Source organism: Aminobacter sp. 01T433, assembly GCF_056398585.1.
On the sequence record NZ_JBFTPR010000009.1, the window covers coordinates 152,880 to 167,671 of the forward strand.

At 62.2% G+C, this 14,792-nt stretch carries 15 protein-coding genes; 4 read left to right on the top strand and 11 right to left on the bottom strand.

What is annotated here, in order from left to right:
- Position 1: 1 nt before the first annotated feature.
- The 3 genes from AC1DLV_RS17545 to AC1DLV_RS17555 all read right to left on the bottom strand — a co-directional run bounded on the left by AC1DLV_RS17545 (position 2) and on the right by AC1DLV_RS17555 (position 2,693).
- Positions 2-766: a slipin family protein gene (locus tag AC1DLV_RS17545; protein WP_476801175.1), complete on the bottom strand. Its 765-nt coding sequence runs from the start codon at positions 764-766 to the stop codon at positions 2-4.
- Positions 763-2,142 (bottom strand): NfeD family protein, encoded by a 1,380-nt coding sequence (locus tag AC1DLV_RS17550; protein ID WP_476801176.1) that lies wholly within the window; start codon positions 2,140-2,142, stop codon positions 763-765. Before AC1DLV_RS17550 ends, AC1DLV_RS17545 begins: the two co-directional genes overlap by 4 nt.
- A 68-nt stretch (positions 2,143-2,210) precedes the next feature.
- Positions 2,211-2,693, bottom strand: a complete 483-nt coding sequence (locus AC1DLV_RS17555) for a GNAT family N-acetyltransferase (protein ID WP_476801177.1) — start codon at positions 2,691-2,693, stop codon at positions 2,211-2,213.
- Positions 2,694-3,031: 338 nt separating this feature from the next.
- Between AC1DLV_RS17555 and AC1DLV_RS17560 the strand changes: the two genes are divergently transcribed.
- Complete coding sequence (locus AC1DLV_RS17560) at positions 3,032-3,472, top strand: NlpC/P60 family protein (RefSeq protein WP_476801178.1); 441 nt, start codon at positions 3,032-3,034, stop codon at positions 3,470-3,472.
- 188 nt (positions 3,473-3,660) lie between these two features.
- Here AC1DLV_RS17560 and AC1DLV_RS17565 read toward each other — a convergent pair whose 3' ends face one another.
- A complete protein-coding gene (locus AC1DLV_RS17565; protein WP_476801179.1) occupies positions 3,661-6,957 on the bottom strand; it encodes an autotransporter domain-containing protein in 3,297 nt (1,098 codons plus the stop codon).
- A 240-nt stretch (positions 6,958-7,197) separates the two neighbouring features.
- Between AC1DLV_RS17565 and AC1DLV_RS17570 the strand changes: the two genes are divergently transcribed.
- Positions 7,198-7,989 (top strand): DeoR/GlpR family DNA-binding transcription regulator, encoded by a 792-nt coding sequence (locus tag AC1DLV_RS17570; protein WP_476801180.1) that lies wholly within the window; start codon positions 7,198-7,200, stop codon positions 7,987-7,989.
- Here AC1DLV_RS17570 and AC1DLV_RS17575 read toward each other — a convergent pair.
- The 7 genes from AC1DLV_RS17575 to AC1DLV_RS17605 form a co-directional block, all read right to left on the bottom strand.
- Positions 7,986-8,384, bottom strand: coding sequence for a GFA family protein (locus tag AC1DLV_RS17575; protein ID WP_476801181.1), 399 nt, complete (start codon positions 8,382-8,384; stop codon positions 7,986-7,988). The two genes, AC1DLV_RS17570 and AC1DLV_RS17575, sit on opposite strands and share 4 nt — an antisense overlap.
- Positions 8,385-8,502: 118 nt before the next feature.
- Entirely contained in the window at positions 8,503-8,730 is a 228-nt protein-coding gene (locus tag AC1DLV_RS17580) for a hypothetical protein (RefSeq protein WP_476801182.1), read from the bottom strand.
- Between the two features lie 270 nt (positions 8,731-9,000).
- Positions 9,001-9,465, bottom strand: a complete 465-nt coding sequence (locus AC1DLV_RS17585; RefSeq protein ID WP_476801183.1) for an aminoacyl-tRNA deacylase — start codon at positions 9,463-9,465, stop codon at positions 9,001-9,003.
- A 242-nt stretch (positions 9,466-9,707) separates the two neighbouring features.
- The gene (locus AC1DLV_RS17590; RefSeq protein ID WP_476801184.1) at positions 9,708-10,640 is read right to left on the bottom strand and encodes an alpha/beta fold hydrolase; all 933 of its coding nucleotides are present in this window, start codon (positions 10,638-10,640) and stop codon (positions 9,708-9,710) included.
- Between the two features lie 1,275 nt (positions 10,641-11,915).
- Positions 11,916-12,401 carry an SRPBCC family protein gene (locus AC1DLV_RS17595; RefSeq protein ID WP_476801185.1) on the bottom strand — a complete coding sequence of 162 codons (486 nt, stop codon included), beginning with the start codon at positions 12,399-12,401 and terminating at the stop codon, positions 11,916-11,918.
- A gap of 72 nt (positions 12,402-12,473) precedes the next feature.
- Positions 12,474-12,722, bottom strand: a complete 249-nt coding sequence (locus AC1DLV_RS17600) for a ParB N-terminal domain-containing protein (protein ID WP_476801186.1) — start codon at positions 12,720-12,722, stop codon at positions 12,474-12,476.
- A 93-nt stretch (positions 12,723-12,815) separates the two neighbouring features.
- Positions 12,816-13,289: a hypothetical protein gene (locus AC1DLV_RS17605; RefSeq protein ID WP_476801187.1), complete on the bottom strand. Its 474-nt coding sequence runs from the start codon at positions 13,287-13,289 to the stop codon at positions 12,816-12,818.
- A gap of 225 nt (positions 13,290-13,514) precedes the next feature.
- Between AC1DLV_RS17605 and AC1DLV_RS17610 the strand changes: the two genes are divergently transcribed.
- Positions 13,515-13,685 (top strand): hypothetical protein, encoded by a 171-nt coding sequence (locus tag AC1DLV_RS17610; RefSeq protein WP_476785164.1) that lies wholly within the window; start codon positions 13,515-13,517, stop codon positions 13,683-13,685.
- 65 nt (positions 13,686-13,750) lie between these two features.
- Positions 13,751-14,791 (top strand): DUF1176 domain-containing protein, encoded by a 1,041-nt coding sequence (locus AC1DLV_RS17615; protein ID WP_476836201.1) that lies wholly within the window; start codon positions 13,751-13,753, stop codon positions 14,789-14,791.
- Position 14,792 lies beyond the last annotated feature (1 nt).

Genomic DNA, 14,792 nt, shown 5'->3' on the forward strand with positions numbered 1-14,792 from the left:
GTCACTTGCTGTCGCCAGCCTGCTTGGTGAAAAGCGCAAGCAGGTCGATCGGCAGCGGAAACACCACGGTCGACGAGCGCTCGCCCGATATGTCGTGCAGCGCCTCGAAATAGCGCAGCTGCATCGCCTGCGGCTCCTTGGCCAGCATCCTGCCTGCCTCGACAAGCTTTTGCGCCGCCTGTTGTTCGCCCTCGGCATTGATCACCTTGGCGCGGCGCAGGCGTTCGGCCTCGGCCTGCTTGGCAATCGCCCGCACCATGCTCTCGTTGAGGTCGACATGCTTGATCTCGACATTGGTCACCTTGATGCCCCAGGCGTCGGTCTGCTGGTCGAGGATCTCCTGGATGGCGGCGTTCAGCTTGTCGCGTTCCGCCAGCATCTCGTCGAGCTCGTGCTTGCCGAGCACCGAGCGCACGGTGGTCTGCGCCAACTGGCTGGTCGCGGCCATGTAGTCCTCGACCTTGATGATCGCGCGCTCGGGATCGACGATGCGGAAATACAGCACCGCATTGACCTTCACCGAAACGTTGTCGCGCGAGATCACGTCCTGCGGCGGCACGTCCTGCACCACCACACGCAAGTCGACCCGTACCATCTGCTGGACGAAGGGGATGAGGATGATCAGCCCCGGCCCCTTGATGCCGGTGAAGCGTCCCAGCGTGAAAACGACGCCGCGCTCATATTCCCTCAGGATACGGATCGCCGCCGACAGGAACATCACCACGACAAGCGCGAGTATCAGATAGACGACATAGCCGACGATCATTGCGGTTCTCCTGGCTTTGAAACGTTCCGACGCCGGACCGTCAGCACGAGGTCCGTGATCCCGGTCACCTCGGCGGCGTCGCCGACAGCGAGCGGCTCGTCCGCCCTCGCCCGCCAGCGTTCGCCTTGGGCGAAGACATGGCCCTCGCCCGCCGACCAGTCGATGATCTCGACCGGCAGACCGTTCATCGCCTTTGCGCCGACACGCGAAGGCCTGTGGCGCGCCGCCCAGACATAACTGCCGGTCAAAAGCGCGAGGCCAAGCGTCAATGCGGCGGCGGTGCCGATCAGCATCCACGATATCTCAAAGCCGGGACCCTGCACCTTGAGCAGCATCGCCGCCCCCAGGAGGAAAGCAGCAACACCGCCAAGTCCCAGCACCACCGTCGGGTTGAATGCCTCCATTCCCAGGAATGCGAGGCCGAGCAGCATCAGCGCCAGGCCGGCATAGTTGATCGGCAGAAGATCGAGCGCGTAGAGCCCAAGCAGCAGCGCCATGGTGCCGATGACGCCCGGCGCCACCATGCCGGGGCTCGAAAACTCGAAGATCAGGCCGTAGATGCCGACCAGCATCAGGATGACAGCGACATTCGGGTCGGTGATGATCGACAAAAGCCTGATCAGCCAGCCGGGCTCCACGACCTCGACCGGCAGGTCCTTGGTTGCCAGAACCTCCTTCTTGCCGGCAATGTCGACAGTGCGCCCATCAACCTGCTGCAGCAGGTCGGCGAGGTCGCGGGCAATGAGGTCGATGACATGCTCTTGCAGCGCCGCGTTCGCCGACAGGCTTGCGGCATCGCGCACCGCCTTTTCGCCCCAGTCGGCATTGCGCCCGCGCAGTTCGGCAAGCGAGCGGATCAGGGCGACCGCGTCATTGGTGACCTTCGCCATCATCGGGTCGCCCTCGGGCTGGGCTGACTTCTGGTCCTTGTTGTCGCCCCCGGGCGACGGCAGGGACGGCATGCCGCCGAGTTCGACAGGTGTTGCAGCACCCAGATTGGTACCCGGCGCCATCGCCGCCACATGAGTGGCATAAAGAATGTAGGTGCCGGCACTCGCCGCATGCCCGCCTGCGGGCGCGACGTAACCGGTGACGGGAATGGGCGACGAAAGGATGTCGGCGATCATCTCGCGCATCGAGGTGACCAGCCCGCCGGGCGTGTTCATCTCGAGGATGACGACTTCGGCGTTGCGCTTGACCGCCGTCTCAAGGCCTTCCTTGAGCTGCCTTGCGCTCGCCGGACCGATGGCGCCATCGATAACGATGGTCAACGCCACCTTCGCCCGGCCGCTGTCTTCTCCGATCGAGGAAGAGGCAGTAAAGGCCGCAGCGGCGACAAGCGCCACGAAGAAAAGGGCCAAACGCGCGAGTTTCACGCTCAAAGCTCCACATCCTAAGATATGGGCACGCTTTGCGCGAAGTCCAATGCGCGTCTGGCCTGCCGTCAGCTGAACTTCAGCACGGCTTCCACTTCGTCGTCATAGGTTTCGCCGGTCGTCACGAAGCCGAGACGCTTGTAGAAACCTTCCGGGCTCGCCTCGCCCAACCCATAGCTGGTGAAGAGTTCGGCAAATCCGCGTGCCTTCATCTCGCGAACGACAATCGCGATCGCCTTCTGGCCGAAGCCCTTGCCCTGGTAAGGCCCTGCGATCATGAAGCGCCACAGGAAAGCCCCCGGGCAGTCGATGACGTCGTAGTCGGAGCCGATATGGAGCATGACGAAGCCAATCGGTGTGTCGTCGGCATAGACGGCACGAAACCAGGCGTTTTCTGAAAAATGCGCTTCGGCGATCGAGGTGCCGTTGTCGGCCACCTTGTTGCGCTGGGCTTCGCTCAGCGTCTCGCTGAGTTCGCAAACATCGCTCACGGTCTGTGCGGAGATGCGGCGCAGCGAGACCTCGGAGGCCGACGAAATCTGTTCGGTCATAAGTGTTTCCACGAGTTTTCAAATTTGTCCCGGCAGTGCCGGCGCGGTTCGTGTCGTCCGCCAACGCGTCGAGCTATCGCTCGCGCCCCGCACATAATTTCGGATTTTTCGCACGTCAAGCAACCGACAGTGCAAATTACGTATTGCATCAGATACGCAAACAACAGTATGAGCCGCGCCCGCGCCAACAAATCTTTATTTGGCTGCGCAGAACAACTTCCGTGACTATATCCACGATGTACTAATTTATTTTCCTGGAATGGAGGGTCGAATGGCGCGTATCGCAAAGCTCATGGTCGAGATCGACACACTACCCATTTCAACAGGATATTTTCTCCGTGAAAACACGCACAGAAAACTACATCGATAACGCCGTCGCCTGGGCGCTCGCCCAGCTCGGCAACGAAGACTATTGCTTCCGCTGCCTCGCCTTTGTCGAGGACGCCTATGAAGAGAGCAACGTCATCGAAATCTTCGGCGGCGACTGCGCCAAGGAATCGGCCGACGAATATGGAGTGGCCGGCACCCCGTCCGGCGAGCCGCCGCGCGGCGCTTTCGTCTTCTTCGACATGACGGGCGAGCTGTCCGAGACCAGGACCAATTACGGCCATGTCGGGCTGTGTCTCGGCGATGGCCGCATCGTCCATGCCTGGGACGAGGTGCGGATCGACGACATCCGCGCCGTCGAGGCTCTGGAAGCCGCCGAAGGCTGGACCCAGCCGCGCTATATCGGCTGGGCACCGGTCGAACGCATCCTGCAAGGTCACCGCGTAGCGTAATCTCGGTATCCGCGGCCATGGCCCCATGGCCGCGGATACTCTGCCCAGACGCTGATTGATAACTCGCCCTGCCGAGACATATGGCGTGGTTTTCGAGAACCGGAGCGCAGCGGACATTTTAGTCCGTGAGCACCGGAAGCGGAGAAAACTGCGTCAGATGGCCGGCAGGGTAGAGTTAGCAACAGCGTCTAGAAGCTGACGGCCAGCTTGGCGTCTACCCCATGGTCGGACGCGCCGTTGCTCACCTGTCCGGTGTAGCTGATGGCAAGCTTCGCCTTCGGCGCGATGTCGAAGTCGATGCCGGCACCCAACACTGCCGCGTCCCTGGCGATCGGCGTGCCCGCCACCTCGAAGCCGCCCGAACCGGCGAAGGCAACCGACGACAGCGGCGTCACATCGCCAAAGGCATGGCGCCAGCCGACGGTGCCGCGCACAGTCGCGTTGACAGCACCCAGCGCTACATCGGTCGAGCCGCGAACGCCAAGCGTCGTGAAGGTGACATCATTGCTCGTCGCTGCGCTGGACAAGGCTGCCGCCCCGCCCGTCTCGGTGAAGGCGTCGGTGCGCAGGTTCACGTAAGACAGGTTGGAAAAGCCCTCGACGGCGAAGCGCCCTGCATCGACCTTGTAGCTCGCCTCACCAAACACCTGCGCCGTGCCGCCGTCATACTTGGCCGACAGCGCGTCGGCGAAGCCCGCGAAAGCGACCGAGCGTGCGGTGTCGAAGCGGTGCCAGCTATAGGTCGCGCCGGCGGTCAGGCCGAACGCACCCACCCGCGTGCCGGCATTGACGCCGAGGTGATAGTTGTCGCTGCTGCCGTTGGAAGCGCCGTCTGCCGCATCGAATGTCGAGCGGCTGTAGCCGGCGAGCACGCCTAAGCGCCAGGTGTCGCCGACCAGCGCATCGGCACCGCCGATCAGGCCGCCGGTGCTGCGATCGAAGCCCATGGCGTTGCTGTCGCCGTCGCTATTGCCCCATGAACCGAAGGCCCGGGTCCACAGCGCGAAACGGTCGGTGTCGGCAGCCGCCAGTTCGAGGCCATCATCGCCATAGGCCATGACAGGCATGCGGGCTGCGGTCGCATCGCCAAACGCCTGGTCGATACGGCTGGTGGCGGCATCGACCAGGACATTGCCGTCCTGGATCATCATGCCTTTGGCCGAGGCATGCACCTCGCCCGACAGCTGGGCAAACGCCTGCTGCGCGCCTGCCTCGTCGAGATTGACGACAGCCGCATAGGCCGCGTTGCCAAAGCCCGTGCTTTCGAGCGCGGCAGCGGTCGCCTTCTGGTTCCGCGTCACCCCAACTTCGGCAAAAGTGACGTCGTTGCGGTTCAGCGTCAGCGTCACGTCCTTGGCGCCGTACGCGAGCGACGGATCGAGGAAGGCAAGGTTCGAGCTGACATCAGCAAACGAACCGGCCACGCCGCCATCGGCGGTGATGATCTTGTAGCTGGTCTGCGGCGCATAATTGTTGCCGCTCGCCAGCGTCAGCACCGAGCCGCCCTTCAAGATCGCCTTGCCTGACGCCGCGACCTTGTCGCTTTCGCCCTTGGCATTGGCTTCGACCTCAAAGGCCGAACCAGCCTCGAAGGTGATGTCACCAGCAACCTTGATGGTGCCGATCGAATTGCCAGGCGCCAGTACACCACTCGAAGCGATCACCGTGTTGCCGAGCGTGCCGATGCCGCCCAGCATGCCGCCGGCACCGACAGTGGTCAGCTTCGACGCAGCGATCGAGCCCTGCACCGAAAGCGCACCAGCCTTGACGATGGTCTCTCCGGTGTAGCTGTGGACACCGTCGAGAACCAGCGCCCCCAGGCCGAGCTTGGTCAGGCTGCCCGTGCCCGAAATCTCCTTGTTGATGCCAACGACATTGCTGGCGTCAGCGATGTCGAGCGATCCGCCGCCGGCCTCCAGAACGACGTTGCGGCCGAGCGCATGCATGTCGGTGCCGGCGATCCTGAGGCTGCCGCCGTCGAGCCTGAGTTTGGCCTGTTCACCGCCTAGTGCTGCATCCTCATCAACGATGACCGTGCCGCCATCAGCGATCTTCAGCTCGCCGATGAAGCTGTGATCGTCGACGCAGTAGTCGCGGATCGCCTGCTGGAAGCGCGCATCGGTGCTCTTGCAGTCGAGCAGCGTCTTTTTCTCGGCATCGGTCAGGCCGATCAGGATCGGCATGCCGTTGTCGTCGGAGATCTGGCCAAGATAGATGTCGTTGCGCATGTTGTTGCGGCTGAGCACGAATTCCGTGCCGCGCTCGGTGAAGGTCGAGGCATCCTTGCCCCAGACCACGCGCGTCTTGGCCGCGCCGTTGTCGTCATAGTTCTCAAGCTGCGGCCCGACCCAGCGCAGCGTGTGCGCCACCGGCTCGTGGTCGGAGAGCGGGGTCTTCGAGCCATCCGGATTGGTGACGTAGGACGTGTCGCGAATGACGCCGAGATACGGATCTTTCGGATCGTCGTTGATCACCCACCATTTGCCGAACGGCCGCGATGCCAGGAAATGGTCGATCTTGACGCGGTGCCAGCTGCCCCAGGTGTTGGTCGCGTCCTCGCCATGCGACGGCCAGGTAACAGAGCCGTCGTTGAGCGCATGCGGCGAAAACTGCTCGCGCTCATTGGGCAGCTGCAGCAACTGGTACTGCTTCTTCAGGATGTTCATGGTCTGCGGCAGGTTGCCGGCCACCGGGTACATCTCGTCGGCAAACAGACCGGCAGGTACCGTTGCCGCGTCAATCTGCGCTGGAGGCTTGCCCTTCCACTGGGCAATGAAGGCATCGAGCTGCGCCTGGTCCTTGGCATATTGCTTCAGCAGCTCGAGATAGAACGGCGTCGTCGGGCTCTTGGTGTAGATCTTGAGCAGCCGTTCCTGCTGGCTGATCGAATGCAGCCCGCGCTCGGACACGTCGCCGGCATTGAAGTCGCCGGTCAGGATCACCGGTCCCTGTCCCTTCGCCCACTGGTTCAGCGCCTTGGCCTGGCCGATGCGGTTGGTCGAGGGATCGTAGTAGTTGAGATGGGTGGTCGCGACGATGGTCTGCGGCTTGCTCACCGTCGCATCGAGCTTGGTGTAGGTGGCGATGACGCCTTGGGTGACGGCACCGAAGGTGCCCGGCAGGCGTGAAAACACGCCGACGTCATTGTCCTGGCGCGTGCCATAGGTGCCGAGGCCGGCAGCCTGCATCAGGCCGGGCAGGTCGCGCGCATAGGTGGAGTTGGCGCGGAATTCCTGGAAGGTCAGGACGTCGTAATTGCCCTTGATGAAGAAGTCGGCCGCGACGCTTGGGTTGGGCTTGAAGCGGTCGAGCCAGGTGTTCAGCGTCAGGATCCTGATCGAATCCTCGGCCGCCTGCGCGGTCATCGCCGACACGGCCAGTGTCGTGCCGCACAACAGTGCCGCGGCGAGCGCGCGCAAGCGTCGTTGATGTTGGCCAGACCTATTGGCAGGCGCTTCGGCCATACCGTTGTGGAACGTCTTCATCGCGTAACTCCGTTTCGTTGCGCGACCGCGCATTGTCGCAAAACCGCCAGGGCCGGCGTGCGAATGACATGTTGCGGTCACTGAAAAGTACGGATTCGGACATTAATGATGGTAGATGTCACTTTTACAACATTTTCGGGGACAGATACGATTTCCCCCGTCGGGCCGACCTGCGGTCCAGATGCCGGGTGAATCCGGCGCTTGGATTTGCTAGCAAGGATCGTGGAGACCAGATCGCAGATGCCCGAAACGAACGGACCTGGCATGGACAAGGACAACAAGAAGTCGGCCCGCCAGGCTGAACTCCTGAGCTATCTCCAGAAGAACCACTACGTCTCGATCGAGGAGATCACCACGCTTTATGGGGTGACGACGCAGACCGCGCGTCGCGACATCATGGCGCTCGAACAGGGCGGCAAGGTGCGCCGCCTGCATGGCGGGGCAACGATTTCAGAGCCCGTTGATCCAGCTGTCTTGCGCCAGCGCCGCGTCGAAAACGCCGCCGCCAAGGAAAGGATCGGCGGCCTCACCGCCGAACTGGTACCCGATGGTGCTGCCGTCTTCATCGACACCGGCACCACTTGCGAGGCCGTGGCGCGCGCTCTGGTCAAGCGCCGCGACCTGCGTGTCGTCACTTATTCGCTGCGGGTCGCAACCACCTTGAGTGAAAGCACCAATTTCGCCATTGCCGTGCCCGGCGGTTTCGTACGCCAGGTCGACGGCGGCGTGTTTCGCGAGGAAACGTCTGAATATATCAGGCGCTTCAAATTCGACATCGCCATCATCTCAGTCAGCGGCGTCGACCATGATGGCGACATCGGCGACGACGACCATGCCGAGGTCGCAGCCGTCTCCGCCGCCATGCGCCAGGCCGAACGCACGATCATGGCCGTCGACAGCTCGAAATTCGGCCGCCGCGCCCTGGTGCGCCTCGGCTCGCTTTGCGACATCCACACGCTCGTTACCGATACGCTGCCGGAAGAGCGCCTGCTCGCCAAGCTGCGCGACAGCGGCGTCGATATCCGCGTCTAGCCAGGTGCTGCCTCGTCAAACTGAGGCAGGCCATCGGCAAGCTTGAGCCAGGGCTGCTTCGACGACATCCAGATGTGCATGGCCGGGCGAAACAGGCTCGGGTCGTCGAGCGAGCCCGACGTCACGGCCAGCACACCGGCGGCCTCGCGGCCGGAAAGCACCGTCGTGCCGCATTCGGCACAGAAACCGCGCTTCACCGCCGGTGACGAATAGGCAATCTTCACCGGCCCAATCAGCCTGACCTCGTCGGCACGAAACATCAGCCGCGCGTTGAACGCCGCCCCCACCGCCTTCTGGCAGCTTCGGCAGTGGCAGATGCGCTCGTTCAGCGGTGCTGCCTCCACGACATAGCGCACGGCCCCGCACATGCAGCCGCCTTCATACAATTGTGCCATGGCTCAAGCCCCTCGCCCGAAGATTTCGGCCTCAGGCATAAGGTGGGCAATGATATGTTGTCGATGGGAAAGTTGCGTGACTGCCTCATCCGGCAGTCACTTCAAAGTCGCGGAAAATTCAGGAGCAAAGCGGAATGCATGCCGACGGGGTCGTCGTGCGGAACATCCGGCTTTGCCGCCGTGCGCTGGCGCGTGACGAAACGCTTTCCCAGACCTGGGTTCCGGCAACGGCATGCCGCGCCAAAAGCCTGATATCGTCGGGGCAATAACCGTCGCGCTCCATGACCTTCAGAATGATCGGGTCTTGCAGCAAGTCCTCAAGTGTCAATTCGTGCTGGTCATCCATAGTCGCCTCCGTTCGTGACCACTTCGACATTACGCACCATAGCCCCGAACCATGACTGCCAAATGGCGGTTCCGTGACAGGAGCTGGGTATTTTCCGAAACAGCGAAAAAGCGTTGCCACCTCGCATGCGGTATTAACCGCACACGTCACCCGCCGCCTCAAATCACATTCCCGCGACGGTAAGCTTCCATCTTGCAATCAATGCGTTGCGCCAACCGCATCAACATTCCAGCTACGCTTGGCGCGCGCCACGACGAGCTGAGCTCGCCATTACCAGCTGATGCGGGCCTGCGGCATGCCATACATCAGGCGGGAGAACTCATCGCCGGAGACATGAACCAGCGTGCGGTGATCGCCGCCTTCGAAATAGATGTCGTTGCCGCGGCGCAACTGCTCGTCGATCACGCAAGCCACCCGATAAGGCACGCCAAGGATCGGCACCGCGCCCTCGTCGCAATCGGGAAACAGCGAGCTTGCCTCGTCTTCGGTCGCCAGCCGCACCTTGTCGCCGATGATCTCGCGCATCCGGGCCAGGTCGACATGGCGCGAAGCCGGCAGCACGACCAGCACATAGCCGTCCTCCCACTTCAACACCACGCCCTTGGCGATCGCATTGCCGGGCACGTGGGTCGCTTGCGCCGTCATCATCGAGCAGCCGGTGCGCGCGTGTTTGGCGGCATCGTAGCGGATGTGATTGTCTTCGAGATATTCCTGCATCGTCAATGAGATAGCCATGACCACTTCCTTTCGCGGTAACATCGCGTCACTGCGGCCGCTATGGTGAAGGCGGGCACTGTCTGCCGCGCGGCGAAGCCTGGCCGCATCATCGCCAGCTCATTTTCGATCAGTCTGCTGGCCGCATCTTCCAACCCCTTGGAGGGGCATTCTCAGCGTGCCAGAACGATACATCCGAAGCCCTTGTCCAGCAAGGATTTTGGCCGCGCGCTGGCCGTTTCCTGCTGCGCGCGGCCGATGCTTCACTGCGCCTCTTTGACCTGCTCGTCCCAGCTCTTCACCTTGGTCTCGCCACTGAGGAAAGGCAGTACGGCGGTCGCCAGTTCGGGAGCGAAGAAGACGTCGTAGTGGGTGCGATTGGGGATGATCGCCAGCCGGTTCTGCGACATAGATTCGCGCATCCAGCCTGCGTCCTTCAGCCCGCCGCCAAGCAGCTGGTAAAACTTCACGATATGCTCGGGGCGATACATGTCGCTGTCACCATAAACGAGCATGACGGGCATCTTCAGCGTCTTGACGTCGTCCGCCCAGTCATAGGGCGTGCGCATCAGCTCGCCCATGCGATCGAGCAGTTTCGGGAAATCCTCGACCTTTGGCGCCACCGCCGCATAGGCCTGGTACATCGGCGTTTGCTTCATCATGTCGGCCATGCCGGCACCGACCTGCGCCTGCATCGGCAGCATTTCGGGATAGAAGCCGTCCTGGGCATAGGCGGCGGACACCAGCGCCAGGCGCCGCACCACATCGGGATGCTGCACGGCAAGGCGGAAAGCCACGCCCGCTCCCATCGAATAGCCCATCACATCGACCTTGTCGTAGCCAAGCTGTTTCACCAGCCCGGCCATATCGTCGCCCATGTCGATCAGGCTCATCTTGCGGTCGGTGAGTGCCGTGCGGCCATGACCATAGAGGTCGACCGCGATCACCTGGCGGTTCTTCGACAGTGCGGGGAGCACCGGCCCGAACATGTCGATCGAGCCCAGCCCGCCATGCAGCAGAAGCAATGGCTCGCCCTTGCCGCTGATCTCGTAATAATAATTCACGCCATTGACCTCGGCATGGCCGGCCTTGACGCCGGTTTGGCTGGTTTTCGTCGTGTCGGCCATTGCCGCTCCTCCTGTGATGACTGTGAATGCGGCTGCCGCCAGCATGGTGATGAAACTGCGCTTGTTCATGTCCTCGTCCCTTCTCTCCAGAACCTTCCGGTTCCTTGCCTCTAGGACGAACGGAAACTTGCCATGCCGACAGTGTGGGAGAACTTTTCTACGGGTTGGGAGAAAATGTCGTCAACTTTCCCCCTCACTTCATCCTGGTGCCAAGGCGATGCCGGCCATGCCGCGATCCTTCGCCCCCCCCTCTGGCCTGCCGGCCTTTCCCCCCACAAGGAGGGAGATTAGTCGCGTCGCCGGCGGCGCCCATCCTGCAACGTCGTAAGGACAAGCCTTACGACGTTAGTGATTGGCCGGGGCGTCGATGACGGCGTGATCTCCCTCCTTGCGGGGGAGATGGCCGGCAGGCCAGAGGGGGGTGCGAAGGATCGCGGTAGATGCGATTTTTCTTAGCCGTCAGCTAGGCTGGACGGTCACGGCATGGATCCCCGGGTCTCCGCGTCGCTGCGCTCCTGCTCCGCCCGAGGATGACGAAGGCGCATAGGCTTTCGGCTAATCTCCAAGGTTGGCTGCTGCAGGCTTATAGGTTGGCACTGGCAGGAAATTCTGGGCAACTTCAAATACGGGAACAACAGCCGGTACTGGAACAAGAGCCGGAAGCTTTCTGCCAATCGCTGACGTCGACGATGAGCTGCGAGCCCCCATGCCTTCGTCATCCTCGGGCGGAGCAGGAGCGAAGCGACGTGCGGAGACCCGGGGATCCATGCCGTGACGTGGCAACTGCCGCAGCGGTCCAGAACCGGCTTGCGGTGCGCTCACTTGTCAGGAACTCTGTCACCAAACACCGTGGATAGCCGCGCCTGTTTCTCCACGCCCTCCCAACCCGCCGTATCATCATCCTCGCGATCTTCCACGGGACCCCGGTGCGCACCGGGCTCGGGGGGAAGCGCCGGTGCCGGGCTGGCAGGAGGTCGGTTCTCCTGCTGGGTGATGAGCCCCCAAGCCCGGGCCTTGCGGCGGCTGGCGGTGAAAGCCGAGGCGACTGAGCGGGGCAAGAACACCGAGCGGGGCGCGAATGTCGCGCCACATAAATACTATCGGAAGGCACGGCCTCGCGCCCCGCTTCCCGAACCACCTCCTGCAAGGGAGTGTTCTTTGACAATGGCCAGACCGGAAACGGGGCGTGGCGGTGAATAAGTGTGCTCCCTTCTCCCCGTCACTATACGGGGAGAAGGTGCCGGCAGGCGGATGAGGGGCGGCGCGAACTTGCAAAGGTTGGCTCTGCCCCTCACCCGGCCCTCCGCGCCACCCTCTCCCCGTAAACGGGGCGAGGGAAAAGCCTCAGATCGTCTTCGCCAGCGCTTCGAGCTGGTCGGCGCATTGGCCCCAGCCCTCCTGAAAACCCATCTTCTCATGGGCATCGCGGTCTTCGATCGACCAGTGCCGGGCAATGGCGGTGTATTTGGTCTTGCCACCCCCCACATCCTCGAAGGTCAGTACCACCGTCATGAACGGCTTTTCGGACGGCGCCCACGCCTCGGTATAGGCGTCGGTGAAGACCAGCTTCTCGTTCGGCACGACTTCGAGATAGATGCCGGAATTGGGATATTCCACGCCCTCGGGGCTGCGCATGGTGATCGAGTTGGTGCCGCCGGCGCGCACGTCGAGCTTGGCGCTTGCCGTCGTCCAGGGCAGCGGCGCGAACCATTTCGGCAAAAGCGTAGCGTCGGTCCAGCAGCGATAGACCTTCTCGCGCGGCGCATCGATGATGCGGCTGAGAACCAGCTCACGGTCCTTGACTGGGATGGCGGTGGCAGTTGCGGTCATTCGTCTTCTCCTTTCGGACCAAGGACGAGCAAGGTGAGGCCGTCCCGACATGCCGAAGCGAAAAAAAGCGGGCTAGTGTTTGCGCGCCTGCACGAGATAGGAATCGATCGACGTCTCGCCCAGCCATCTCACGGCTTCCAGCCGGTGCAGGCCCTCGACCAGCACGTAGCGCTTGCCGTCATGGCGTACCTGGATCGGTGTCTTCATGCCGTTTTCGACGATGTCTTCGGCCAGATGCCGCACGGTTTCGGGATGCAACGTCTTCTTGCGCGCGGCAGGCACATAAATGTCGTCGAGCGGTATCTTCTGAATTCTGAGCATGATGGCTTCCGGCTGTGGAAGTACAGCTTCACCTAGATAGGGTGTTTCCATGAGCCGGCCAAGGCAGCCAGACTTGAACAGAGCTGCGCTGGATCAGATCTTTTTCTTGGCGGCACGCCGCTTGGCGTCGTCGATCATCATGTTGGCGAGCTGCATGCGCACCATGGCGCGCTGGCGCAGATGTGGCGCCACCCGGTCGGGGTGGTTGGCGAGCGCAAAGATGCGGCGCAGTTTGGCCAGATCGGCGGGCTTGACCTCGGCAAGGCCGAGTTCGGCGGCAATCGCGTCCGGATCGATCGACGGTGCTTCAAGTTCTTCGATGGCAGCGGCCTTGGCCTTGACCATGTCGAGCAGCGAAACGAACTCGTCTTCGAGGGCAGCACCAGCCTCGCGATATTCCGCGGCAACGGTCTCGCCGGCAACGCGGATGCGGCCCGAATGCAGCTCATCGGCCACCGCCAGATAGTCGAAAGGGATGGTCGGCGCGGGCGCAATCTCGCCTGGCTCCGAAGCGACGAACAGATCGTCCAGCAACGAAGCGAAGTCGCGATTGGTCTCGGTGCCCATGCAAGCCCCTCCGCACGAAAACGCATGATACGTAAAAACTGCCCGGACCATAATGGGTCCAGGTTAAAAATCGCTTCGAAGCTTCGGCAGTATCTTACAAATTTCCGCTGCCGGAACAAGCCGGGCGACGGACCGACAGCATGGCAGCCATGCTTATGTTGCACTGCACAATAGCGATGGAATCGCCTATATCTGTTGTCGGGAGGAACAACCGGAGCCTGAGTCATGGGTTTCTACACTGAATTGTTCGCCCGCCCCCGCCCCAAGGAGCAAGCCCGCTATCGGGCCGCGCTCGCTTTGCTGAATGCGATGGACAGCGCCGACCGCGCCGATATCGGCATCAAGCCGGCCGATTTCCCCCGCATCGCCCGCGAGATGTCGACGCGCCAGGCCTAAATGTTTGCGCGTCACCGCGCTGCCGCAATCGCTGATGCATGATTGCGGCAGGCAGGAGATTCGCAATGAGGACGTTTTTTACCCCCGCAGCTTCAGTGCTCGTGTTTTCGGGCCTGTCTTGCCTTCAGGCGGTGGCGGCCGAAACGCCCTATCTCGACGACCGGTCTGACGCGGCAGCCGTGGTGCGCTCGCTCTACAATGCGGTGAGCCGGCAGGAATATGCCCGCGCCTGGGATTATTTCGGCGAGACCAAGCCCGCCAAGGATTTTGAGGCCTTCGCCAAGGGCTACGAGGCAACCGAGCGCGTCGAGGTCGAAACCGGCGCTGTCAGCTCCGAAGGTGCCGCAGGCAGCATCTTCTACAACATCCCCGTTGCCATTCGCGCCGTCGACAAGGACGGCACCGAAAAAGTCTTTGCCGGCTGCTACACTGCGCGACAGGTCAACGGCTCGATCCAAGAGCCGCCGTTCAAACCGATCCAGCTCGACAAGGGTACGCTCAATCCGGCCGAAGGCACGCTCACCGACGCATTGCCCAAGCAATGCGGCGACGCTGCGCCAGTCGAAACCGACGCGGTGTTCGATCTCGCCAGGAAGACATTCGCGGCCAGCCACCAGGCCCAATGCGATGTTGCCAAAGAAGGCGATGACGTCGCGCTAAGCTACAAGATTTCCTATCATAACAAGACCGACGCCGCCGACGCAGCGCCCAGCGAAGCCCGGCTGTTTCGTTTCTTCTGCCAGATGGGCGCCTACAACGAGACCCATGTCTACTATCTCTGGAACGAAGCCGACGGCCTCAACGAGCAGCATTTCGCTACGCCCGAGCTCGACATCCGCTACGAGAACGACAATTCCGAAGGCAAGCTCGAAAGCCTCGACGTCATTGGCTACCGCTCCGAAAACGCGCTGGTCAACTCGTCCTTCGACGAAAAGACCCTGACGATCCTGTCGCACAACAAATGGCGCGGCGTCGGCGACGCCTCATCGGACGGCACCTGGATTTTCCGCGACGGGGCGTTTGCGCTGGTCCAATACGACGTCGATGCGACCTATGACGGCGAGATCAATCCCCAGAGCGTGCTCGACTTCAACACTGGGCCGTAAA

Excerpts from the sequence above, each read along its gene's own strand:
- AC1DLV_RS17545 (WP_476801175.1), bottom strand. The coding sequence starts at position 766 with ATGATCGTCGGCTATGTCGTCTATCTGATACTCGCGCTTGTCGTGGTG.
- AC1DLV_RS17555 (WP_476801177.1), bottom strand. The coding sequence starts at position 2,693 with ATGACCGAACAGATTTCGTCGGCCTCCGAGGTCTCGCTGCGCCGCATC.
- AC1DLV_RS17565 (WP_476801179.1), bottom strand. The coding sequence starts at position 6,957 with ATGAAGACGTTCCACAACGGTATGGCCGAAGCGCCTGCCAATAGGTCT.
- AC1DLV_RS17570 (WP_476801180.1), top strand. The coding sequence starts at position 7,198 with ATGCCCGAAACGAACGGACCTGGCATGGACAAGGACAACAAGAAGTCG.
- AC1DLV_RS17575 (WP_476801181.1), bottom strand. The coding sequence starts at position 8,384 with ATGGCACAATTGTATGAAGGCGGCTGCATGTGCGGGGCCGTGCGCTAT.
- AC1DLV_RS17580 (WP_476801182.1), bottom strand. The coding sequence starts at position 8,730 with ATGGATGACCAGCACGAATTGACACTTGAGGACTTGCTGCAAGACCCG.
- AC1DLV_RS17585 (WP_476801183.1), bottom strand. The coding sequence starts at position 9,465 with ATGGCTATCTCATTGACGATGCAGGAATATCTCGAAGACAATCACATC.
- AC1DLV_RS17590 (WP_476801184.1), bottom strand. The coding sequence starts at position 10,640 with ATGAACAAGCGCAGTTTCATCACCATGCTGGCGGCAGCCGCATTCACA.
- AC1DLV_RS17595 (WP_476801185.1), bottom strand. The coding sequence starts at position 12,401 with ATGACCGCAACTGCCACCGCCATCCCAGTCAAGGACCGTGAGCTGGTT.
- AC1DLV_RS17600 (WP_476801186.1), bottom strand. The coding sequence starts at position 12,722 with ATGCTCAGAATTCAGAAGATACCGCTCGACGACATTTATGTGCCTGCC.
- AC1DLV_RS17605 (WP_476801187.1), bottom strand. The coding sequence starts at position 13,289 with ATGGGCACCGAGACCAATCGCGACTTCGCTTCGTTGCTGGACGATCTG.
- AC1DLV_RS17610 (WP_476785164.1), top strand. The coding sequence starts at position 13,515 with ATGGGTTTCTACACTGAATTGTTCGCCCGCCCCCGCCCCAAGGAGCAA.
- AC1DLV_RS17615 (WP_476836201.1), top strand. The coding sequence starts at position 13,751 with ATGAGGACGTTTTTTACCCCCGCAGCTTCAGTGCTCGTGTTTTCGGGC.